This is a genomic window from Paenibacillus sp. FSL R5-0701 (genome assembly GCF_037973995.1).
In the GTDB taxonomy this organism is placed as follows: Bacteria; Bacillota; Bacilli; order Paenibacillales; family Paenibacillaceae; genus Paenibacillus.
Genome location: NZ_CP150230.1, coordinates 3,378,037 through 3,392,061 on the forward strand (window position 1 = coordinate 3,378,037; position 14,025 = coordinate 3,392,061).

At 43.8% G+C, this 14,025-nt stretch carries 13 protein-coding genes; 9 read left to right on the forward strand and 4 right to left on the reverse strand.

Annotated elements, in window-relative coordinates:
- The first annotated feature begins 290 nt into the window (after positions 1-290).
- The 3 genes from MKZ13_RS14995 (at position 291) to MKZ13_RS15005 (ending at position 2,939) form a co-directional block, all read left to right on the forward strand.
- Positions 291-1,739: an amino acid ABC transporter substrate-binding protein/permease gene (locus MKZ13_RS14995; RefSeq protein ID WP_339185080.1), complete on the forward strand. Its 1,449-nt coding sequence runs from the start codon at positions 291-293 to the stop codon at positions 1,737-1,739.
- The gene (locus MKZ13_RS15000; RefSeq protein ID WP_339185083.1) at positions 1,732-2,460 is read left to right on the forward strand and encodes an amino acid ABC transporter ATP-binding protein; all 729 of its coding nucleotides are present in this window, start codon (positions 1,732-1,734) and stop codon (positions 2,458-2,460) included. The genes MKZ13_RS14995 and MKZ13_RS15000 overlap by 8 nt, the downstream gene beginning before the upstream one ends.
- Positions 2,461-2,582: 122 nt before the next feature.
- Positions 2,583-2,939, forward strand: a complete 357-nt coding sequence (locus MKZ13_RS15005; protein ID WP_339185085.1) for a hypothetical protein — start codon at positions 2,583-2,585, stop codon at positions 2,937-2,939.
- A gap of 86 nt (positions 2,940-3,025) precedes the next feature.
- Here the strand turns inward: MKZ13_RS15005 and MKZ13_RS15010 are convergent, their stop codons facing one another.
- The 3 genes from MKZ13_RS15010 to MKZ13_RS15020 form a co-directional block, all read right to left on the reverse strand.
- A complete protein-coding gene (locus MKZ13_RS15010) occupies positions 3,026-4,306 on the reverse strand; it encodes a glycoside hydrolase family 27 protein (protein WP_339185087.1) in 1,281 nt (426 codons plus the stop codon).
- A gap of 108 nt (positions 4,307-4,414) precedes the next feature.
- Entirely contained in the window at positions 4,415-5,296 is an 882-nt protein-coding gene (locus tag MKZ13_RS15015; protein ID WP_221821069.1) for an AraC family transcriptional regulator, read from the reverse strand.
- 27 nt (positions 5,297-5,323) lie between these two features.
- The gene (locus MKZ13_RS15020; protein WP_339185090.1) at positions 5,324-5,935 is read right to left on the reverse strand and encodes a TetR/AcrR family transcriptional regulator; all 612 of its coding nucleotides are present in this window, start codon (positions 5,933-5,935) and stop codon (positions 5,324-5,326) included.
- A 138-nt stretch (positions 5,936-6,073) separates the two neighbouring features.
- On the opposite strand from MKZ13_RS15020, the gene MKZ13_RS15025 reads away from it, so the two are divergent.
- The 4 genes from MKZ13_RS15025 to MKZ13_RS15040 all read left to right on the forward strand — a co-directional run bounded on the left by MKZ13_RS15025 (position 6,074) and on the right by MKZ13_RS15040 (position 9,789).
- Positions 6,074-6,835 carry an alpha/beta hydrolase gene (locus tag MKZ13_RS15025; protein ID WP_339185093.1) on the forward strand — a complete coding sequence of 254 codons (762 nt, stop codon included), beginning with the start codon at positions 6,074-6,076 and terminating at the stop codon, positions 6,833-6,835.
- Positions 6,836-7,095: 260 nt separating this feature from the next.
- Complete coding sequence (locus MKZ13_RS15030) at positions 7,096-7,530, forward strand: ribonuclease domain-containing protein (protein ID WP_036615937.1); 435 nt, start codon at positions 7,096-7,098, stop codon at positions 7,528-7,530.
- 14 nt (positions 7,531-7,544) lie between these two features.
- On the forward strand, positions 7,545-7,820 hold the full coding sequence (locus MKZ13_RS15035) for a barstar family protein (protein WP_221821074.1): 276 nt from the start codon (positions 7,545-7,547) through the stop codon (positions 7,818-7,820).
- A gap of 274 nt (positions 7,821-8,094) precedes the next feature.
- The gene (locus MKZ13_RS15040) at positions 8,095-9,789 is read left to right on the forward strand and encodes an ABC transporter substrate-binding protein (protein ID WP_339185096.1); all 1,695 of its coding nucleotides are present in this window, start codon (positions 8,095-8,097) and stop codon (positions 9,787-9,789) included.
- A gap of 118 nt (positions 9,790-9,907) precedes the next feature.
- Here the strand turns inward: MKZ13_RS15040 and MKZ13_RS15045 are convergent, their stop codons facing one another.
- Positions 9,908-10,777 (reverse strand): AraC family transcriptional regulator, encoded by an 870-nt coding sequence (locus tag MKZ13_RS15045; RefSeq protein ID WP_221821079.1) that lies wholly within the window; start codon positions 10,775-10,777, stop codon positions 9,908-9,910.
- Between the two features lie 163 nt (positions 10,778-10,940).
- On the opposite strand from MKZ13_RS15045, the gene MKZ13_RS15050 reads away from it, so the two are divergent.
- Positions 10,941-12,458 carry a glycoside hydrolase family 43 protein gene (locus MKZ13_RS15050; protein ID WP_339185098.1) on the forward strand — a complete coding sequence of 506 codons (1,518 nt, stop codon included), beginning with the start codon at positions 10,941-10,943 and terminating at the stop codon, positions 12,456-12,458.
- A 7-nt stretch (positions 12,459-12,465) separates the two neighbouring features.
- Positions 12,466-14,016, forward strand: a complete 1,551-nt coding sequence (locus MKZ13_RS15055; RefSeq protein WP_339185100.1) for a glycoside hydrolase 43 family protein — start codon at positions 12,466-12,468, stop codon at positions 14,014-14,016.
- Positions 14,017-14,025 lie beyond the last annotated feature (9 nt).

A 14,025-nucleotide genomic window follows, 5' to 3' on the forward strand; every position in this document is an offset into this window, starting at 1 on the left:
AGTTTTAAATTTTAAATAATACGTTTTAAAGTAAAAGTACCTTTTTTCAGATTCACGATGTAATATTGGGTTTCGCAAAGCTTACCTGGAGGGTAAGTATTAAGAAGGCTTTTACTGGTTGGAAAAAATGATGGAGGAAAATGTTGCAAGTGGAAAGGCAAAGCATTGATTGTTAATATACAGTAAATAATAACAATCAAATGGGCAGAAGATCGACAAAAAGCATAACCGTAATACCGATTCCAAAGAAAATAATGATTATTCGGACAACACCGAGACGGGGAGGACACATGAAAACAACGAAGATCTCATTTTTTATACTTTCACTGATGCTGCTCCTGGTGAGCGGTCTATCAGGATGGGTGGGGAACGCCGCCGCAGCATCCGATTCCGGTAAAACCTATGTTATCGGAACTGATGTCACATTTGCTCCATTCGAATATGAAGATGAGAATGGTGATTTTGTTGGTATCGACATGGATTTGCTGGATGCCATCGCGAAAGATCAAAATTTCAAGTATCAAATCAAATCCCTGGGATTTAACGCGGCTGTACAGGCACTTGAGGCGAATCAAGTCGATGGTGTGATCGCAGGGATGAGTATTACGGATGAAAGAAAAGCAAAATTTGATTTTTCTGATACTTATTTTGAATCAGGTGTCGTTATGGGTGTTAGTGCCAACAATGACACAATTAAGAGTTATGAAGACCTTCGTGGTAAAAAGGTCGCTGTAAAAACGGGAACAGAAGGGTTTAGTTTTGCAGAGTCCATCGCTTCAGAGTATGGATTTACGATCGTTCCGTTTGATGAGTCATACCAAATGTATGAAGATGTAAAAACCGGTAATTCCGTAGCCTGTTTTGAAGATTATCCTGTACTGGCCTATGGGGTTAATCAGAACAACGGTTTGAAAATTGTTACCGACAAAGAAGAAGGCGCTCCTTACGGTTTTGCAGTAAGCAAGGGGAAAAACCAAGAGCTTCTGGAGATGTTTAATACAGGTCTAACCAATATCAAAGCTAACGGTGAGTATAAACGCATTACCGAAACATATCTGGGTGAGAACGCTCCGACTGTTGCTAATCAAGGTCGCTGGGAGCTAATTCAGAAATCTCTTCCTGCACTTTTTAAAGGTCTGGGAAACACACTTTTATACACGATTGTGTCCCTTTTCTTTGCGTTTATCATCGGTCTGATTTTCGGATTTATGAAGGTGGGACAGAACAAATTCCTTCGTGGTGTTGCCACCGTATTTGTGGATATCTTCCGCGGTATTCCGCTGATTGTCCTGGCATTCTTTATCTATTTCGGGATTCCACAGGCGATGGGCTTCACGATGCCATTGTTCCTGGCGGCTATTCTGACACTTAGTCTGAATGCAGGGGCGTACGTAACCGAGATTATCCGAGGCGGGATTCAATCGATTGATCGTGGTCAGATGGAAGCTGCTCGTTCATTGGGTCTTCCTTATCGCAAAGCGATGATAAAGATTGTTATTCCGCAGGCAGTGCGGGTTATGATTCCGTCCTTCATTAACCAGATGGTTATCACGTTGAAGGATACGTCAATCTTGTCCGTTATTGGTCTCGTAGAGTTGACACAATCGGGTAAAATTGTTATTGCAAGAACGTTCTCCTCTTTTGACATTTGGTTAACGGTTGCGGTTATGTACCTGATTGTCATCATCACATTGACCAAAATTGCTGATTATCTGGAGGTGAAGGTTCGTCGTGGCTAAAATAAAAATTGAAGGTTTGAAGAAAAGTTTCGGCACAAATCAGGTTCTCAAGGGAATTGATGTGGCGGTCAACGAAGGAGAAGTCGTCTGTGTCATCGGGCCTTCCGGTTCGGGAAAAAGTACATTCTTGCGCTGCATCAACCAATTGGAAGATATCACAGCTGGTCGAGTTATTGTAGATAATCAGGATCTCAATGATCCTAAAACCAACATTAATAAAGCGCGTGAAAATATTGGCATGGTATTTCAACATTTTAACTTATTCCCTCATTTTAACGTATTGAAAAATATAATGTTTGCACCAAGAGAATTAGGGGTTTTAAACGCAGAAGAGGCTCGAAAAACAGGTCTTAGCCTTCTGGATCGTGTCGGGTTGTCTGATAAAGCGGCTAGTTTTCCCAGTCAACTCTCGGGGGGGCAAAAACAACGGGTTGCTATCGCTCGTGCGCTTGCTATGAACCCGGATGTGATGTTATTTGATGAACCGACTTCAGCACTGGACCCTGAAATGGTAGGAGAAGTCCTTGGTGTTATGAAGGACCTCGCGAGCGAAGGCATGACGATGATGATCGTTACCCATGAGATGGGTTTTGCCCGTGAAGTAGCTGATCGTGTGATCTTCATGGATGGTGGTTATATTGTCGAGCAGGGCACTCCTGAAGAGATATTTGGAAATCCGAAGAATGAACGGACGATCAGCTTTTTGGAGAAGGTACTCTAGAACTGAATCGAGAATGAACACATTGAAAGTCGCTATTTGAGCGGCTTTTTTTGTTATATTTATGAGGTGATTTAATAGAAAGACCGATTATAACTAAGCCAAGAAAGTGAGGTCTATACTCTTTGGAAAACGTGTCACAAGAAGATCAACTGCAATCCATCAAAGCTTTTCAATCAACCATCCGAAAATCGGAAAATGCCTTAGTGAATATGACTGAGAAAAGGAATAACACGACATTGCTACAGAAACGTCTCCAAGCTTTATACATCGGACTAGCACTGTTGGAAAAGGTATGGAATCAGAAATCTCATCCCTACACGGAGGAAGATATCGCAGAAGCTCGTCTTGTCTTGATGGGATTGTTCCCATCTCTTGAGAGCATGTATGCCAAGTCCAAAGAAGGTAGCCCACAAAAGACTCTTCTGGAAAGAAGAATCAAAGCATTTCATCTGGCCGTTCAAGCCATGGATACATACTGAAATGCTTATGTAATGCATTTTAACGACTTGAAATGAGAGAGAGGTCTGTCTAATGAACGACAGACCTCTCTTTTTCTTTTGCAAGCTTAGGAAAACCGATAGAGACGCACACCATGCGCAGGTACAGTAGTAACTAAGGAATTCTCTGTAATTTCAGCTTCTTCTCGGCTCCACAATTCGGTACCTTCGGTAATGCTGGACAATCCAACCTCATCAATGGACAGATCCACAGGTAGAGCATCCTCACCGATGTTGAACACAGCGACGTAAGATGAACCATCTGCATGCTGGGCAGTCCACACAATAAGATCTTTTTTGCGTAAGGCTTCTCTGGCTCCGTAACTCTCGCGATGCATTCGCAGAACCTCACGATTGGTCAACAGGGATAGTGTCCAGTCATCATTATCTCGCAGTTCACCACCAAAGATGAGCGGGGAACGAAAGATGCTCCACAGTGACATCATCGTCAACTGCTCGTCAGGTGTGAACCGAGTCCAGCGATCTGCTCCACCACCGTCTACAGAACGGATACCGATATGACCCAAAGGCAACATATCACAGTCTGGCCAGCAGCCTGCTTTGGGAAAGCCTTGCCAAGTCCGGCAGCGGTCGAACATATCCAATAAGAGCGGCCACAGGTCCCAGAAATCGTCCGTGACACGCCACATGTTGGCATGATCAGCCAAGAATTCTGAGTATTCCACCGGAGCAGGGCCAGGAGAGAGACTTAGTACCATGGGCCGACCGGAGCGCTCAATCGCTTTGGATATCATTGCGATCTCAGGCTGATGGGTGTCATAGAGCCTGGAAGCAGCAATATCGTCGACCTTCACCAAGTCAACGCCCCATTGTGCATACAGTTCAAAAAGGGAATCGTAGTAGGCCTGAGCGCCTTCTTTTGAGCTATCAACACCATACATATCTGTATTCCACGGACAGATGGAATTCGGATGAGCAATATCGCGCGCAGTGGCGGTTGTGCCCAGGATCGGAGTAGCGGCATGTGCAGCTTGACGTGGAATACCGCGCATGATGTGAATGCCAAATTGCAGCCCAAGACTATGAACGTAGTCGGCTAATGGCTTAAATCCCTGTCCACCTGCAGCGGAGGGAAACCGATTCTCGGCAGGCATAAGCCGCGAATATTCATCCATGATGAGTGGAACGAACGGACGATATTGCGAAGAATTGGCCAAAGGCTCGTACCATTGAATGTCGACCGTAATATAGCTCCAGCCGAAGTCTTTAAGATGTTCTGCCATGTACTCGGCGTTGCCACGAATTTCGTCTTCCGTAACGGCCGCGCCGTAACAATCCCAGCTGTTCCAGCCAAGCGGTGGAGTTGATGCTGCAAGCGTATGATTCATGGGAATGCTCCTTTATGGATTAATTATTGCTCTCGCTCAATTCATCATAATAAAGGATTTTATTAATATCTACAGTAATGTTGAGTGTGGAATAGCAAAATATTGCGGTTAGTCGAAGAACAATTTACGGTACACAAGGCTTTCTCCGCCACTACGAAATTCACCTGGCGTAACGCCGGTTATGCTGCGAAAGGCTTTGATAAAATAACTTCCGCTGGAATACCCGACTTGCTCGGCGATGACTTCAATGCTAAGCGTAGTTCCGCGCAGCAGTTCCATTGCTTTTTCTGTACGTACACGAGTCAGATAAGCACCTGGGGTCAAACCTGTACTGGAGGAAAAGCGACGTATAAAGTGATATTTGGAAAGGGAAACATGCTCCGCAAGGTGATCGATACTGATCATTTTGGAGTAGTTGTTTTCTATGTATTCAACGGCTATTTGAATGTTTTCAGACCAATTCTCCCTGTTGCGCAATGTCGTTTTCTGTAATCGAGTCAACTCTGTCATGAACTGATATACGCTGGATGATGCGATCAGAGGATCAGTGATTCTGCCTGTTGCCGCATCTGTCACGATCATCCGCAACAGTCGAATGGGTGTACAATCAGCGGGTAAATAGGGAACTTCTCCAGCTTCCCGAAGGAACTTTCGCCAATGGGGCAGAATAAGAGTGGGCCTGAACAGCAGGAACAGAAACTCCCAAGGTTCTTTTGATGCTGAATGGTAGTAATAGCGATGAGCTCCCGGAATTTCAGCCAAAAAAGCTTGTCCTGCGCTAACATGATGAATGCGATTATTCGACTCAAACACACCTTCACCCGAGATTGTATATTGGAATAACAGGAGGGGCCCGTCCGAACGTTCGAGTCCATCCCAATGATAAGAAGGATCGGTTATTGAATCACATCCAGCCGCATACAGTACACATAGTTGGAGCTCCTTGTCTTCCGCGAATCGAAACCCATAGGTTCCTCTAGGGATATTCATATCAGCTCTCCTTGTTGCCCTGATGTTTTACTGCGCTCCGCGAATGAAAATATCTACTAGCTTTTGGCCCAATGAAAGATTGGAACCATATTTATGCAGGTTATCTTCCCGATTACCCATTAACATCAATGTCGAGAAGGTCTCTGCCAGGAAAAACGGATCGTCCGTCCGTATTCTGTTTTCATCCATTGCCCGTTGGAAATGGGAGGCTAACACTTCGTGAATCTGATGCTCGGCGTTGCGTATATCCTGAATTTGAGCTGGTTCAAGAAAAGGTTCAGCTTCTCTGAGCATGGTTTCAATCTCCGCATGTGGATTACCCAGTCTGGCCTCTGCCAGACGAACAAGCCCCGACTCCAGATTCTCGGCTTGATCAAGGATATGCGAGGTTAACCGGCTCACATTCTGTAACATTGTTGTAAAGGCAACCTTAAAAAGCTCTGGTTTGCTGGTGAAATGATAATAAATGGTTGGTTTCGACACGCTACATGTTTTGCCAATTTGCTGAAGCGTGACTGTTTCGTAGCCATACTCCATGAATAACTGTGAAGCAATTTGAATAATGGTTTGCTGAATTGAGATATCGTCGTTGCCATGTTTGGGTCTTCCAGGCAATCGTTTGGGTGATTTTTCTGTCATTGAATTTCCCTCCATGAATATATTATGACAAATAACGATAGTTAGCAAAATCATCTTGTAATTATACTTACCGGTAAGTATAATTATGTAGAGTTAAAAAAGACATATCATTATCCTCATACTAAGGTGGTTTTAAGGTTGAAAACTGCACAACGTACTAACAAATGGAAAAAAATAATTATGTGGACTATCTTGTCCATCGTTATTATTGTGGCGGGCGTTGTCGTATATCTTAATTCGGTAACGTATAGTCCCTCTGAGCGAGCTGAAACTGCGATGACAAGTGATGCTCAGGTTAATGTAGCCAAGATTAAGGACGGTTACCGATTTGAACCCGTGGGTACAGAGATAACCCAACCGAATATTATTTTTTATCCAGGCGGTCTGGTTAAACCTGAAAGTTATTCTCCGCTTGCCAGAGAAATGGCAGAACAGGGTCACCGCGTATACATTGCGAACATGCCAATAAACTTGGCGATTTTCGGTCAGAACAAGGCTGATTCCTTTATCGAGGAACATCCTGACGAAGCGTTTGTTATTGGTGGCCATTCGTTGGGAGGGTCATTTGCATCACGGTATGCGGCCGAGCACAATGAGAAGTTGGAAGGCGTCTTTTTCCTGGCTTCTTATGCAGATGAAGGAGGTAGCTTGAAGAATACGGACTTGTCTATCTTACAGATTACAGGCTCGGATGACGGAGTGCTTAACAGGGAAGACTGGGAGAATGCCAAAGCAAATCTTCCGGAAGACACGACATATGTGAGTATTGAGGGTGGAAATCACGGTCAATTTGGCTCATATGGCATGCAAAAAGGAGATAATCAACCTGCAATTACAGAAGAAAAGCAGTTGGAAGAGGTAGTTATAGCCCTAGAGAACTGGATGGGTAAATTAAAATAATGTATTAATGAATGTATGGAATGGTAATGATCGTGGTACGATTTAAGTCGCTATTTTAGCGGCTTTTTTTGTTGAATGATAAGCATATGCATCAATGGAGCAGAGCAGGCTTAGCTGTTCTTACCAATTGGATTTGTCTCAATGATTGGTTTACAGAATTGCTTTAATTACTACAAATCGTTAACATTAGAAGCATTGTCATCGAAATAGCACCAAAACGGAAGACAGCAAGAGCAAGAACATCAAAAGGAGAAAAGATTATGTTTTTCAGAAAATTTGCTTACACGTTAGTGATCATCCTCGCTGCATTATTGTTCTCGGGTTGTACGTCAGAGTCTTTGCGTGATCTTGGATCACCTCAAGTTTCGGAGGATATGGGATTTGATGAGGTTGCCGACTATATCTCGGAGCATAATGAACTCCCACCAAATTACATTACCAAGAAAGAGGCAAGAGATCTGGGATGGGAACCAAGCGAAGGTAACCTGCGAGAAGTTGCTCCAGGCAAAAGCATCGGCGGCGACGTGTTCAGGAACCGGGAAGGATTACTCCCCAACAAAAAAGGCCGGATCTGGTACGAAGCCGATATAAATTACTCTGGAGGACGGCGCGGAAGCGACCGAATTCTATACTCCAATGACGGTCTAATCTACCAGACGACAGATCATTACAAGTCATTTGAACAGTTAAAATAAATGGAGGAAATGATATGAGCATCATTCAGATTAACGGAAACGACTTTCATAGCAAGGAAGAGCTTCATCAAATTTTGCAGAACCAGTTGGAGTTAGACGAGAGCTATGGAGGCAATTTGGACGCTCTATGGGATGTCTTGACTGGGGCTGTAAGCATGCCGATTACTTTTCAATGGATTGGGTTCGAGAAAAGTAAAGAAATTCTTGGAGAGTACGCTGATCAAGTCATGGAATTGTTGCGGGAAGTTGAAGCAGAAATCCAAGGATTTACGTTGGAATTATATTATTGAAAAGTAGTTTGGCTTTATGAGGCGATGGGCAACCATCGCTTTTTTGGTCTTCACATTTTTACTGAGACACATGTCTATATCATGCTATTTTCATGGCTTAATAATCAAGGTTGGGGTGATTAGACTTCCTTATACTTTAAACATGGAATAGGGTAGGCAGGGTTGTAATCGTTTACTAACGGTTGAATATGTAAGCGTATACTATTTCAAAGCGAACCATCGTATTGTCTGGATTGGTTATTACAACTAACATCATTTAGGGGGCAAAAAAATAATGAGAGCCGTATCAAAAGTGCTAGGAGCATGTCTCGTAACAAGTGTTATGTTAGTTTCCGCCGGTTGCGGAAATGCTGCAGAGAATTCCGAATCAAATACGAGTGACCCCAACAGCCCGATCACATTTACCTTCTTCGGCGCAGATGCAAGTCCCAACTGGAACAAAATGCAGGATGCTGTAGGGAAAAAAATTACGGAAGAAACCGGTGTAAGCATTGATGCAGAATTCGATATTTCGAGCGGAGGCGGAAACGACCGCATTTCCCTAATGGCTGCCAGCGGTGATTATCCGGATTTGATTTTCCCCAAAGGTAACTTGACCAGACTCGTTGATGCGGGGGCAATGATTGATTTGACGGATCTGATCGAAGAACACGCCCCCAACTTGAAAAAGATCTACGGTGAGCACTTCAATCGGTTGAAATACAGCAATGACGATCCTTCAATCTATTGGATTCCAACGAATGGTGCAATCGATCAGGTCAGCTTTGATGCGACGAATGGTACTGCCATTCAACATCGTGTAGTCAAGGAACTCGGGTATCCTGAGATCAAAACCTTAAACGATTTCGAAAATGTGCTACGTGAATATTACGAGAAACATCCGACCACAGATGATGGGCAACCCACAATTCCGCTGACGCTTAGTGCAGATGGATGGCGGCGAATGATCACTGTTACTGATCCCGCTGTCATGTCTACTGGAGGACCTGGAGATGGTGAATATTTCATCAATCCGGATACCTACGAAGCTGTTCTGCATTACAAACGTCCCGAGGAGAAGGAATATTTCCGGTGGTTGAACAAGATGTACAATGAAGGATTGCTGGACAAGGACAGTTTTGTTCAGAAGGATGACCAGTATAAGTCCAAAATCGCCAGTGGTCGCGTGTTATCCTTGCTTGATCCAAGCTGGGGATTCAGTGATGCGGAAAATGCTTTGAAAAGCGCAGGAAAAGACGATATGACCTACGGATTCTATCCGGTCACGCTAGATGACAGTTTTCAGCGGAAAGACTTCCAGAATATCGGCTTTGATGGTTATGGCATTGGCATAACAGTCGATTGTGAAGATCCTGTCCGGGCTATTAAATTTTTGGACTGGATGTCTTCAGAAGAAGGGCAAGTATTGAGAAACTGGGGCGTTGAAGGCGAGCAATATAATGTGGAAGACGGTGTTCGCACCATCCCGGCCGATGTACAGGAACGTAAAAACAAAGACAATAACACATTCACCAAAGAAACCGGAGTAGGCTTGTATTACATTTTTGGTGCTCACTACGGGGATGGCGTCAAAGATTCAACGGATAACTACTATACAACCAATTATCCTGAACAGATTCAGCAAAGTTATTCTGATGAGGAAAAAGAAGCTTTGAAAGGTTATGGCATCACCACATGGAAGGATTTGTTCCCTTCCGAAGAGGAGTTTCCGGTGAAAGAGTGGGGCGCGGCTTACAATATGCCGATTCCTTCGGATAGCGGGGATTATAACGTTGTGTATCAGAAAACGCAGGATATTATTCAGAAACGGATCGCCGAAGCGATTACATCCTCTCCAAGTGCCTTTGAAGGCATATATGACAATATGATTGCCGAACTTGATAATGCAGGTGCAGTAGCCATGGAACAGCAGTATACGGAGTGGATTAAAGATCGCGTTCGATTGTGGACGGGTAAAGAGATCAATTAACTGGCGTATAATCACAGTAATGCATTGTTTGCAGATCCGAAGTATATCCAAAACTAAAAAACATCGAGCCATGCAGGATGGCTTGATGTTTTTTAGTTTACATTGAATGAGCTCATCATTATTTTGGCAAAGCTTCAATTACATCACGTCTTTGTTTGATATATTTACCGGGGGAGATGCCGACCATTTTGGTAAAACTGCGAATAAAGTTGGCATAGTCACTAAAGCCCGATTGAAAGCATGCATCCGTAATACTTAATCCTTCAGACAAGTGGAATTTGGCCCGTTCAATACGACGACCCAAAATGTAGGAACGGATGGTTAATCCAGTATGTTTCTTGAACTGGCGGCTGATATAAGTACTGTTCATGTAGAACACTTCGGCAAGTTTGCGAAGCGTAATATCTTGATTTAGATGTGTTTCAATATAATCCATGGTTTCACGAACTAGTTCAGGCATAATGTCATTGGGAACAAAGGAATTGTTATGAAACCAGATGTTAATCATGACCAACAATTGGGCTACGGCTGCATTTATTTTGATATCGGTGCCATAAGCATCAGAAGCAAGCAATCCTTCCAGTTCGTTCGTACATTGCAGCATCTGCTTCAAGTTATCGTCGTCTAAATGTACGATGTTGCCTGTTCCTTTGGGGCGATGATCAAAACATGACGATAGATTGGTTGATGGTGTGGAAAGCTGAAATAGATATGTTTTTTTGAGATTGATTGTAATTCGCTCATACTCAGATTCATCCAGAATAAAGGCTCGGTGCATCTCCTCGGGTGACATCACAAGCAGATCGCCAGGTAGCACATGGTAGCATCGATTTTCTACATAAAAGTGAACGTTGCCACGAAGAAACAGGTAGATCTCGTATGCATTATGGCGATGATAGATCGTTTCCAGCTTATACGTCGTTACGCTATGTAGATATAAGAGCTCAGGCTGGATGGGATCATAAAAACACTCAGAGGATCCACTCATGAAGTACCTCCCGTCATTTCACGCAATAAATAGAGCGGTTAACGCAATGAAATTGTACTCAGCTTACCTTAAAATGTAATCATCCTATCATGATACCTTTTGTATTGCAAACGCTTTCTCGGAAAAAGGCATAACTAAAAACAATTATAGGGGGATTCTTTTGATGAATCATCATTCTACACCACATGCTGGTGAGCAAAAGCAAGACCAAGCTGCCAATCTGGAGCGTATTCCAGGGGAGATTGGAAAGCTTCGTCCCAACGGTAACCCTTTGGTGGCCCACAAATTTGGAGCCGATCCCTATGCTTTGGTATTTAACAATCGAGTCTACTTATATATGACTAGTGATAAGCTGGAATATGATAAGGACGGTCTTCCTCAGAAAAACAGCTACAGTTCAATCAACCGGATTACGGTCATTTCTTCGGATGACTTAATCAACTGGACCGATCATGGAGAGATCAGAGTTGCTGGACCTCAAGGCGCAGCAACATGGGCTTCGCAATCCTGGGCCCCGGCAGCTGCTCATCGAATCTTGGATGGCAAGGACTGTTTCTTTCTTTATTTCGCCAACAATGCCAGTGGAATTGGTGTATTGTCTGCACCAACACCTGTAGGTCCATGGATAGACCCTATAGGAAAAGCACTTATTACAAGAGAGACGCCGGGAGTGGAGGAAGTAACCTGGCTATTCGATCCGGCTGTCATTGTAGATGATGATCATCAGGCCTACATATATTTCGGTGGTGGTATTCCACAGGGGAAAGCAGAAAGACCGGATACGGCAAGAGTGATGCGATTGGGAGACGATATGATCAGCGTTGTTGGCAGAGCGAAGGTTATTCAGGCGCCTTATATGTTTGAAGATTCAGGGATACATAAATATAATAATAGTTACTATTTTACGTATTGTTCCAATTTTATTGAGGGTGATCGGCCAGATGACAGCCCACCAGCTGGTGAAATTGCATATATGACCAGTGTTCAGCCAATGGGGCCATGGACATATCAGGGTACGTTGCTCCAGAATCCGGGCCACTTTTTTGATGTTGGCGGCAATAACCATCATGCTATATTCCAACTGGCCGATCAGTGGTACATTGCCTATCATGCTCAGACATTAAGCCAGGCCATGAATATTCCCGATGGTTACCGTTCAACACATCTGAATCGAGTCGAACATGATGAGGCCACCGGTAAGATCCAGAAGGTACATGCAGATTATCAGGGCGTAGATCAAATCAAGTGTTTTGATCCCTATGGGCGGGTAAGCGGATCGACGATTGGATGGAGTAGCGGAGTATCAACAGAGCAATATCCTGACTCTGGTGAGATGTCTGCATCAGATTCGAATATGATCTCCGCTAAGCTGCATAATGACAGCTGGATAGCTATATCCAAGGTCGACTTTGAAAGTGAAGGACCTACAACCTTCACAGCCACGATTGCGAATCAAGGAACCGAAGGTACGTTAGAACTTCGACTTGATCGTACAGACGGACTGTTAATTGGAGAAATCATTGTTCCACCTGCAACCGAATCTCTTCAATGGATGGAACTAACAACTAATGTTACGGGTGCGAAAGGTGTGCAAGACTTGTATATTAAGCTTAAAAGTTCAACAGACAGCCCAACCATCCTTTTAAGAGAATGGAAGTTTAATAGACAAAATGAGGTGTAATTAAAGCATGTATTCGAATCCGATTATTTGGGCCGATTACCCGGATCTTGATGTTATTCGTGTAGATGACACATATTATATGGTCAGTACAACCATGCACATGATGCCGGGATGTGTCATCCTGCGCTCATATGACCTGATCCATTGGGAAGTAGCCACATATGTATACGACACATTGGACGATACACCTGCCCAACGGCTGATGGATGGTCATCACGTTTATAGTAAAGGCATGTGGGCTGCATCACTCCGCTATCATCAAGGGATGTTCTATGTGATCTTTGTTGCGAATGATACCCGTAAGACATACTTGTATACGTCGACCTCCATCTCGGGAGTGTGGAAGAAGCAGATCGTGGAAGGGTTTTATCATGATTGCTCCATATTTTTTGACGATGATGAACGAGTCTATCTCGTATACGGTAATACCGAGATCTATCTGACCGAATTAAGCTCTGATCTGTCCGGGCCCAAACCTGGTGGAGTGCATCGCTTGATTGTAAAAGACGAGCAGCCTCATCACCTTGGTTATGAAGGGGCACATTTTTACAAGATCAATGGTAAATATATTGTGTTCCTGATTCATATCACGAAAGCTTCCGGACGGAGAACACAGGCGTTTTATATGGCAGACTCTCTGGAAGATGTCTTCACTGGTGGAGAAGTATTTAATGACGATATGGATTATTTCAATTCAGGTGTTGCTCAGGGCGGTATCGTGGATACGCCGGATGGAGACTGGTATGCAATGCTGTTTCAGGATCATGGGGCTGTTGGCCGGGTTCCTGTTTTGGTTCCGCTACACTTTGATCAAGGTATACCGGTCTTTGCAAGCAAAGCGCCGAAGCAGATTAATATCCCAAGCACGAGACCAGAGCACCGTTATAACCCGTTAGTGGGTAGCGACAGTTTCAATTATGAACCCGAAGAAGATGGAAACATCCGCCTCCGTGATTTTTGGCAATGGAATCATACACCTAATCATGAACTTTGGTCCGTTACAGAGAAACCGGGAGTGTATCGTGTTCGAACGGGACAGATCAGCCCAAATCTGACGTTTGCGGTCAACACACTAACCCAGCGTTCAATGGGGCCCGCTTGCGAAGTAATAGTTACGCTTGACGGCAGTCGTCTGAATGATGGGGATTATGCCGGGTTGTGCTTTTTGATCGGTTCGTACGGTATGATCGCTCTCACGAAGCAGGATAGCAAGTTTTACTTGGTCATGCATGCCAGAGATAGTGAGGATTCCACCATATTTGGCAATCTGATCGACCAGAAGCCAGCCACTGAACATGAACGTATCCCGGTATCAGATCCAGTAGTTAAACTAAAAGCATTCGGAAATTTTGAGAACAATCTGGATGAGTGCTCTTTTGCCTATTTCGATGGGGTTGAATGGAGAGATATAGGGATTGTCCACAAAATGATATATAAACTGGATCATTTTATGGGTTGCCGAACGGGGTTGTTTGTATATTCAACTGAAATAGCTGGAGGAACAGCTGACTTTTCGAATTTTGAATATCGTGTGATTAATCCTGATGAGAAACAATGAAAATACGTA

What these genes read in the sequence shown, in the direction of transcription:
- MKZ13_RS15010 (WP_339185087.1), bottom strand. Translation starts at nt 4,306, where the DNA reads ATGAATCATACGCTTGCAGCATCAACTCCACCGCTTGGCTGGAACAGC.
- MKZ13_RS15015 (WP_221821069.1), bottom strand. Translation starts at nt 5,296, where the DNA reads ATGAATATCCCTAGAGGAACCTATGGGTTTCGATTCGCGGAAGACAAG.
- MKZ13_RS14995 (WP_339185080.1), top strand. Translation starts at nt 291, where the DNA reads ATGAAAACAACGAAGATCTCATTTTTTATACTTTCACTGATGCTGCTC.
- MKZ13_RS15035 (WP_221821074.1), top strand. Translation starts at nt 7,545, where the DNA reads ATGAGCATCATTCAGATTAACGGAAACGACTTTCATAGCAAGGAAGAG.
- MKZ13_RS15045 (WP_221821079.1), bottom strand. Translation starts at nt 10,777, where the DNA reads ATGAGTGGATCCTCTGAGTGTTTTTATGATCCCATCCAGCCTGAGCTC.
- MKZ13_RS15050 (WP_339185098.1), top strand. Translation starts at nt 10,941, where the DNA reads ATGAATCATCATTCTACACCACATGCTGGTGAGCAAAAGCAAGACCAA.
- MKZ13_RS15040 (WP_339185096.1), top strand. Translation starts at nt 8,095, where the DNA reads ATGAGAGCCGTATCAAAAGTGCTAGGAGCATGTCTCGTAACAAGTGTT.
- MKZ13_RS15055 (WP_339185100.1), top strand. Translation starts at nt 12,466, where the DNA reads ATGTATTCGAATCCGATTATTTGGGCCGATTACCCGGATCTTGATGTT.
- MKZ13_RS15020 (WP_339185090.1), bottom strand. Translation starts at nt 5,935, where the DNA reads ATGACAGAAAAATCACCCAAACGATTGCCTGGAAGACCCAAACATGGC.
- MKZ13_RS15030 (WP_036615937.1), top strand. Translation starts at nt 7,096, where the DNA reads ATGTTTTTCAGAAAATTTGCTTACACGTTAGTGATCATCCTCGCTGCA.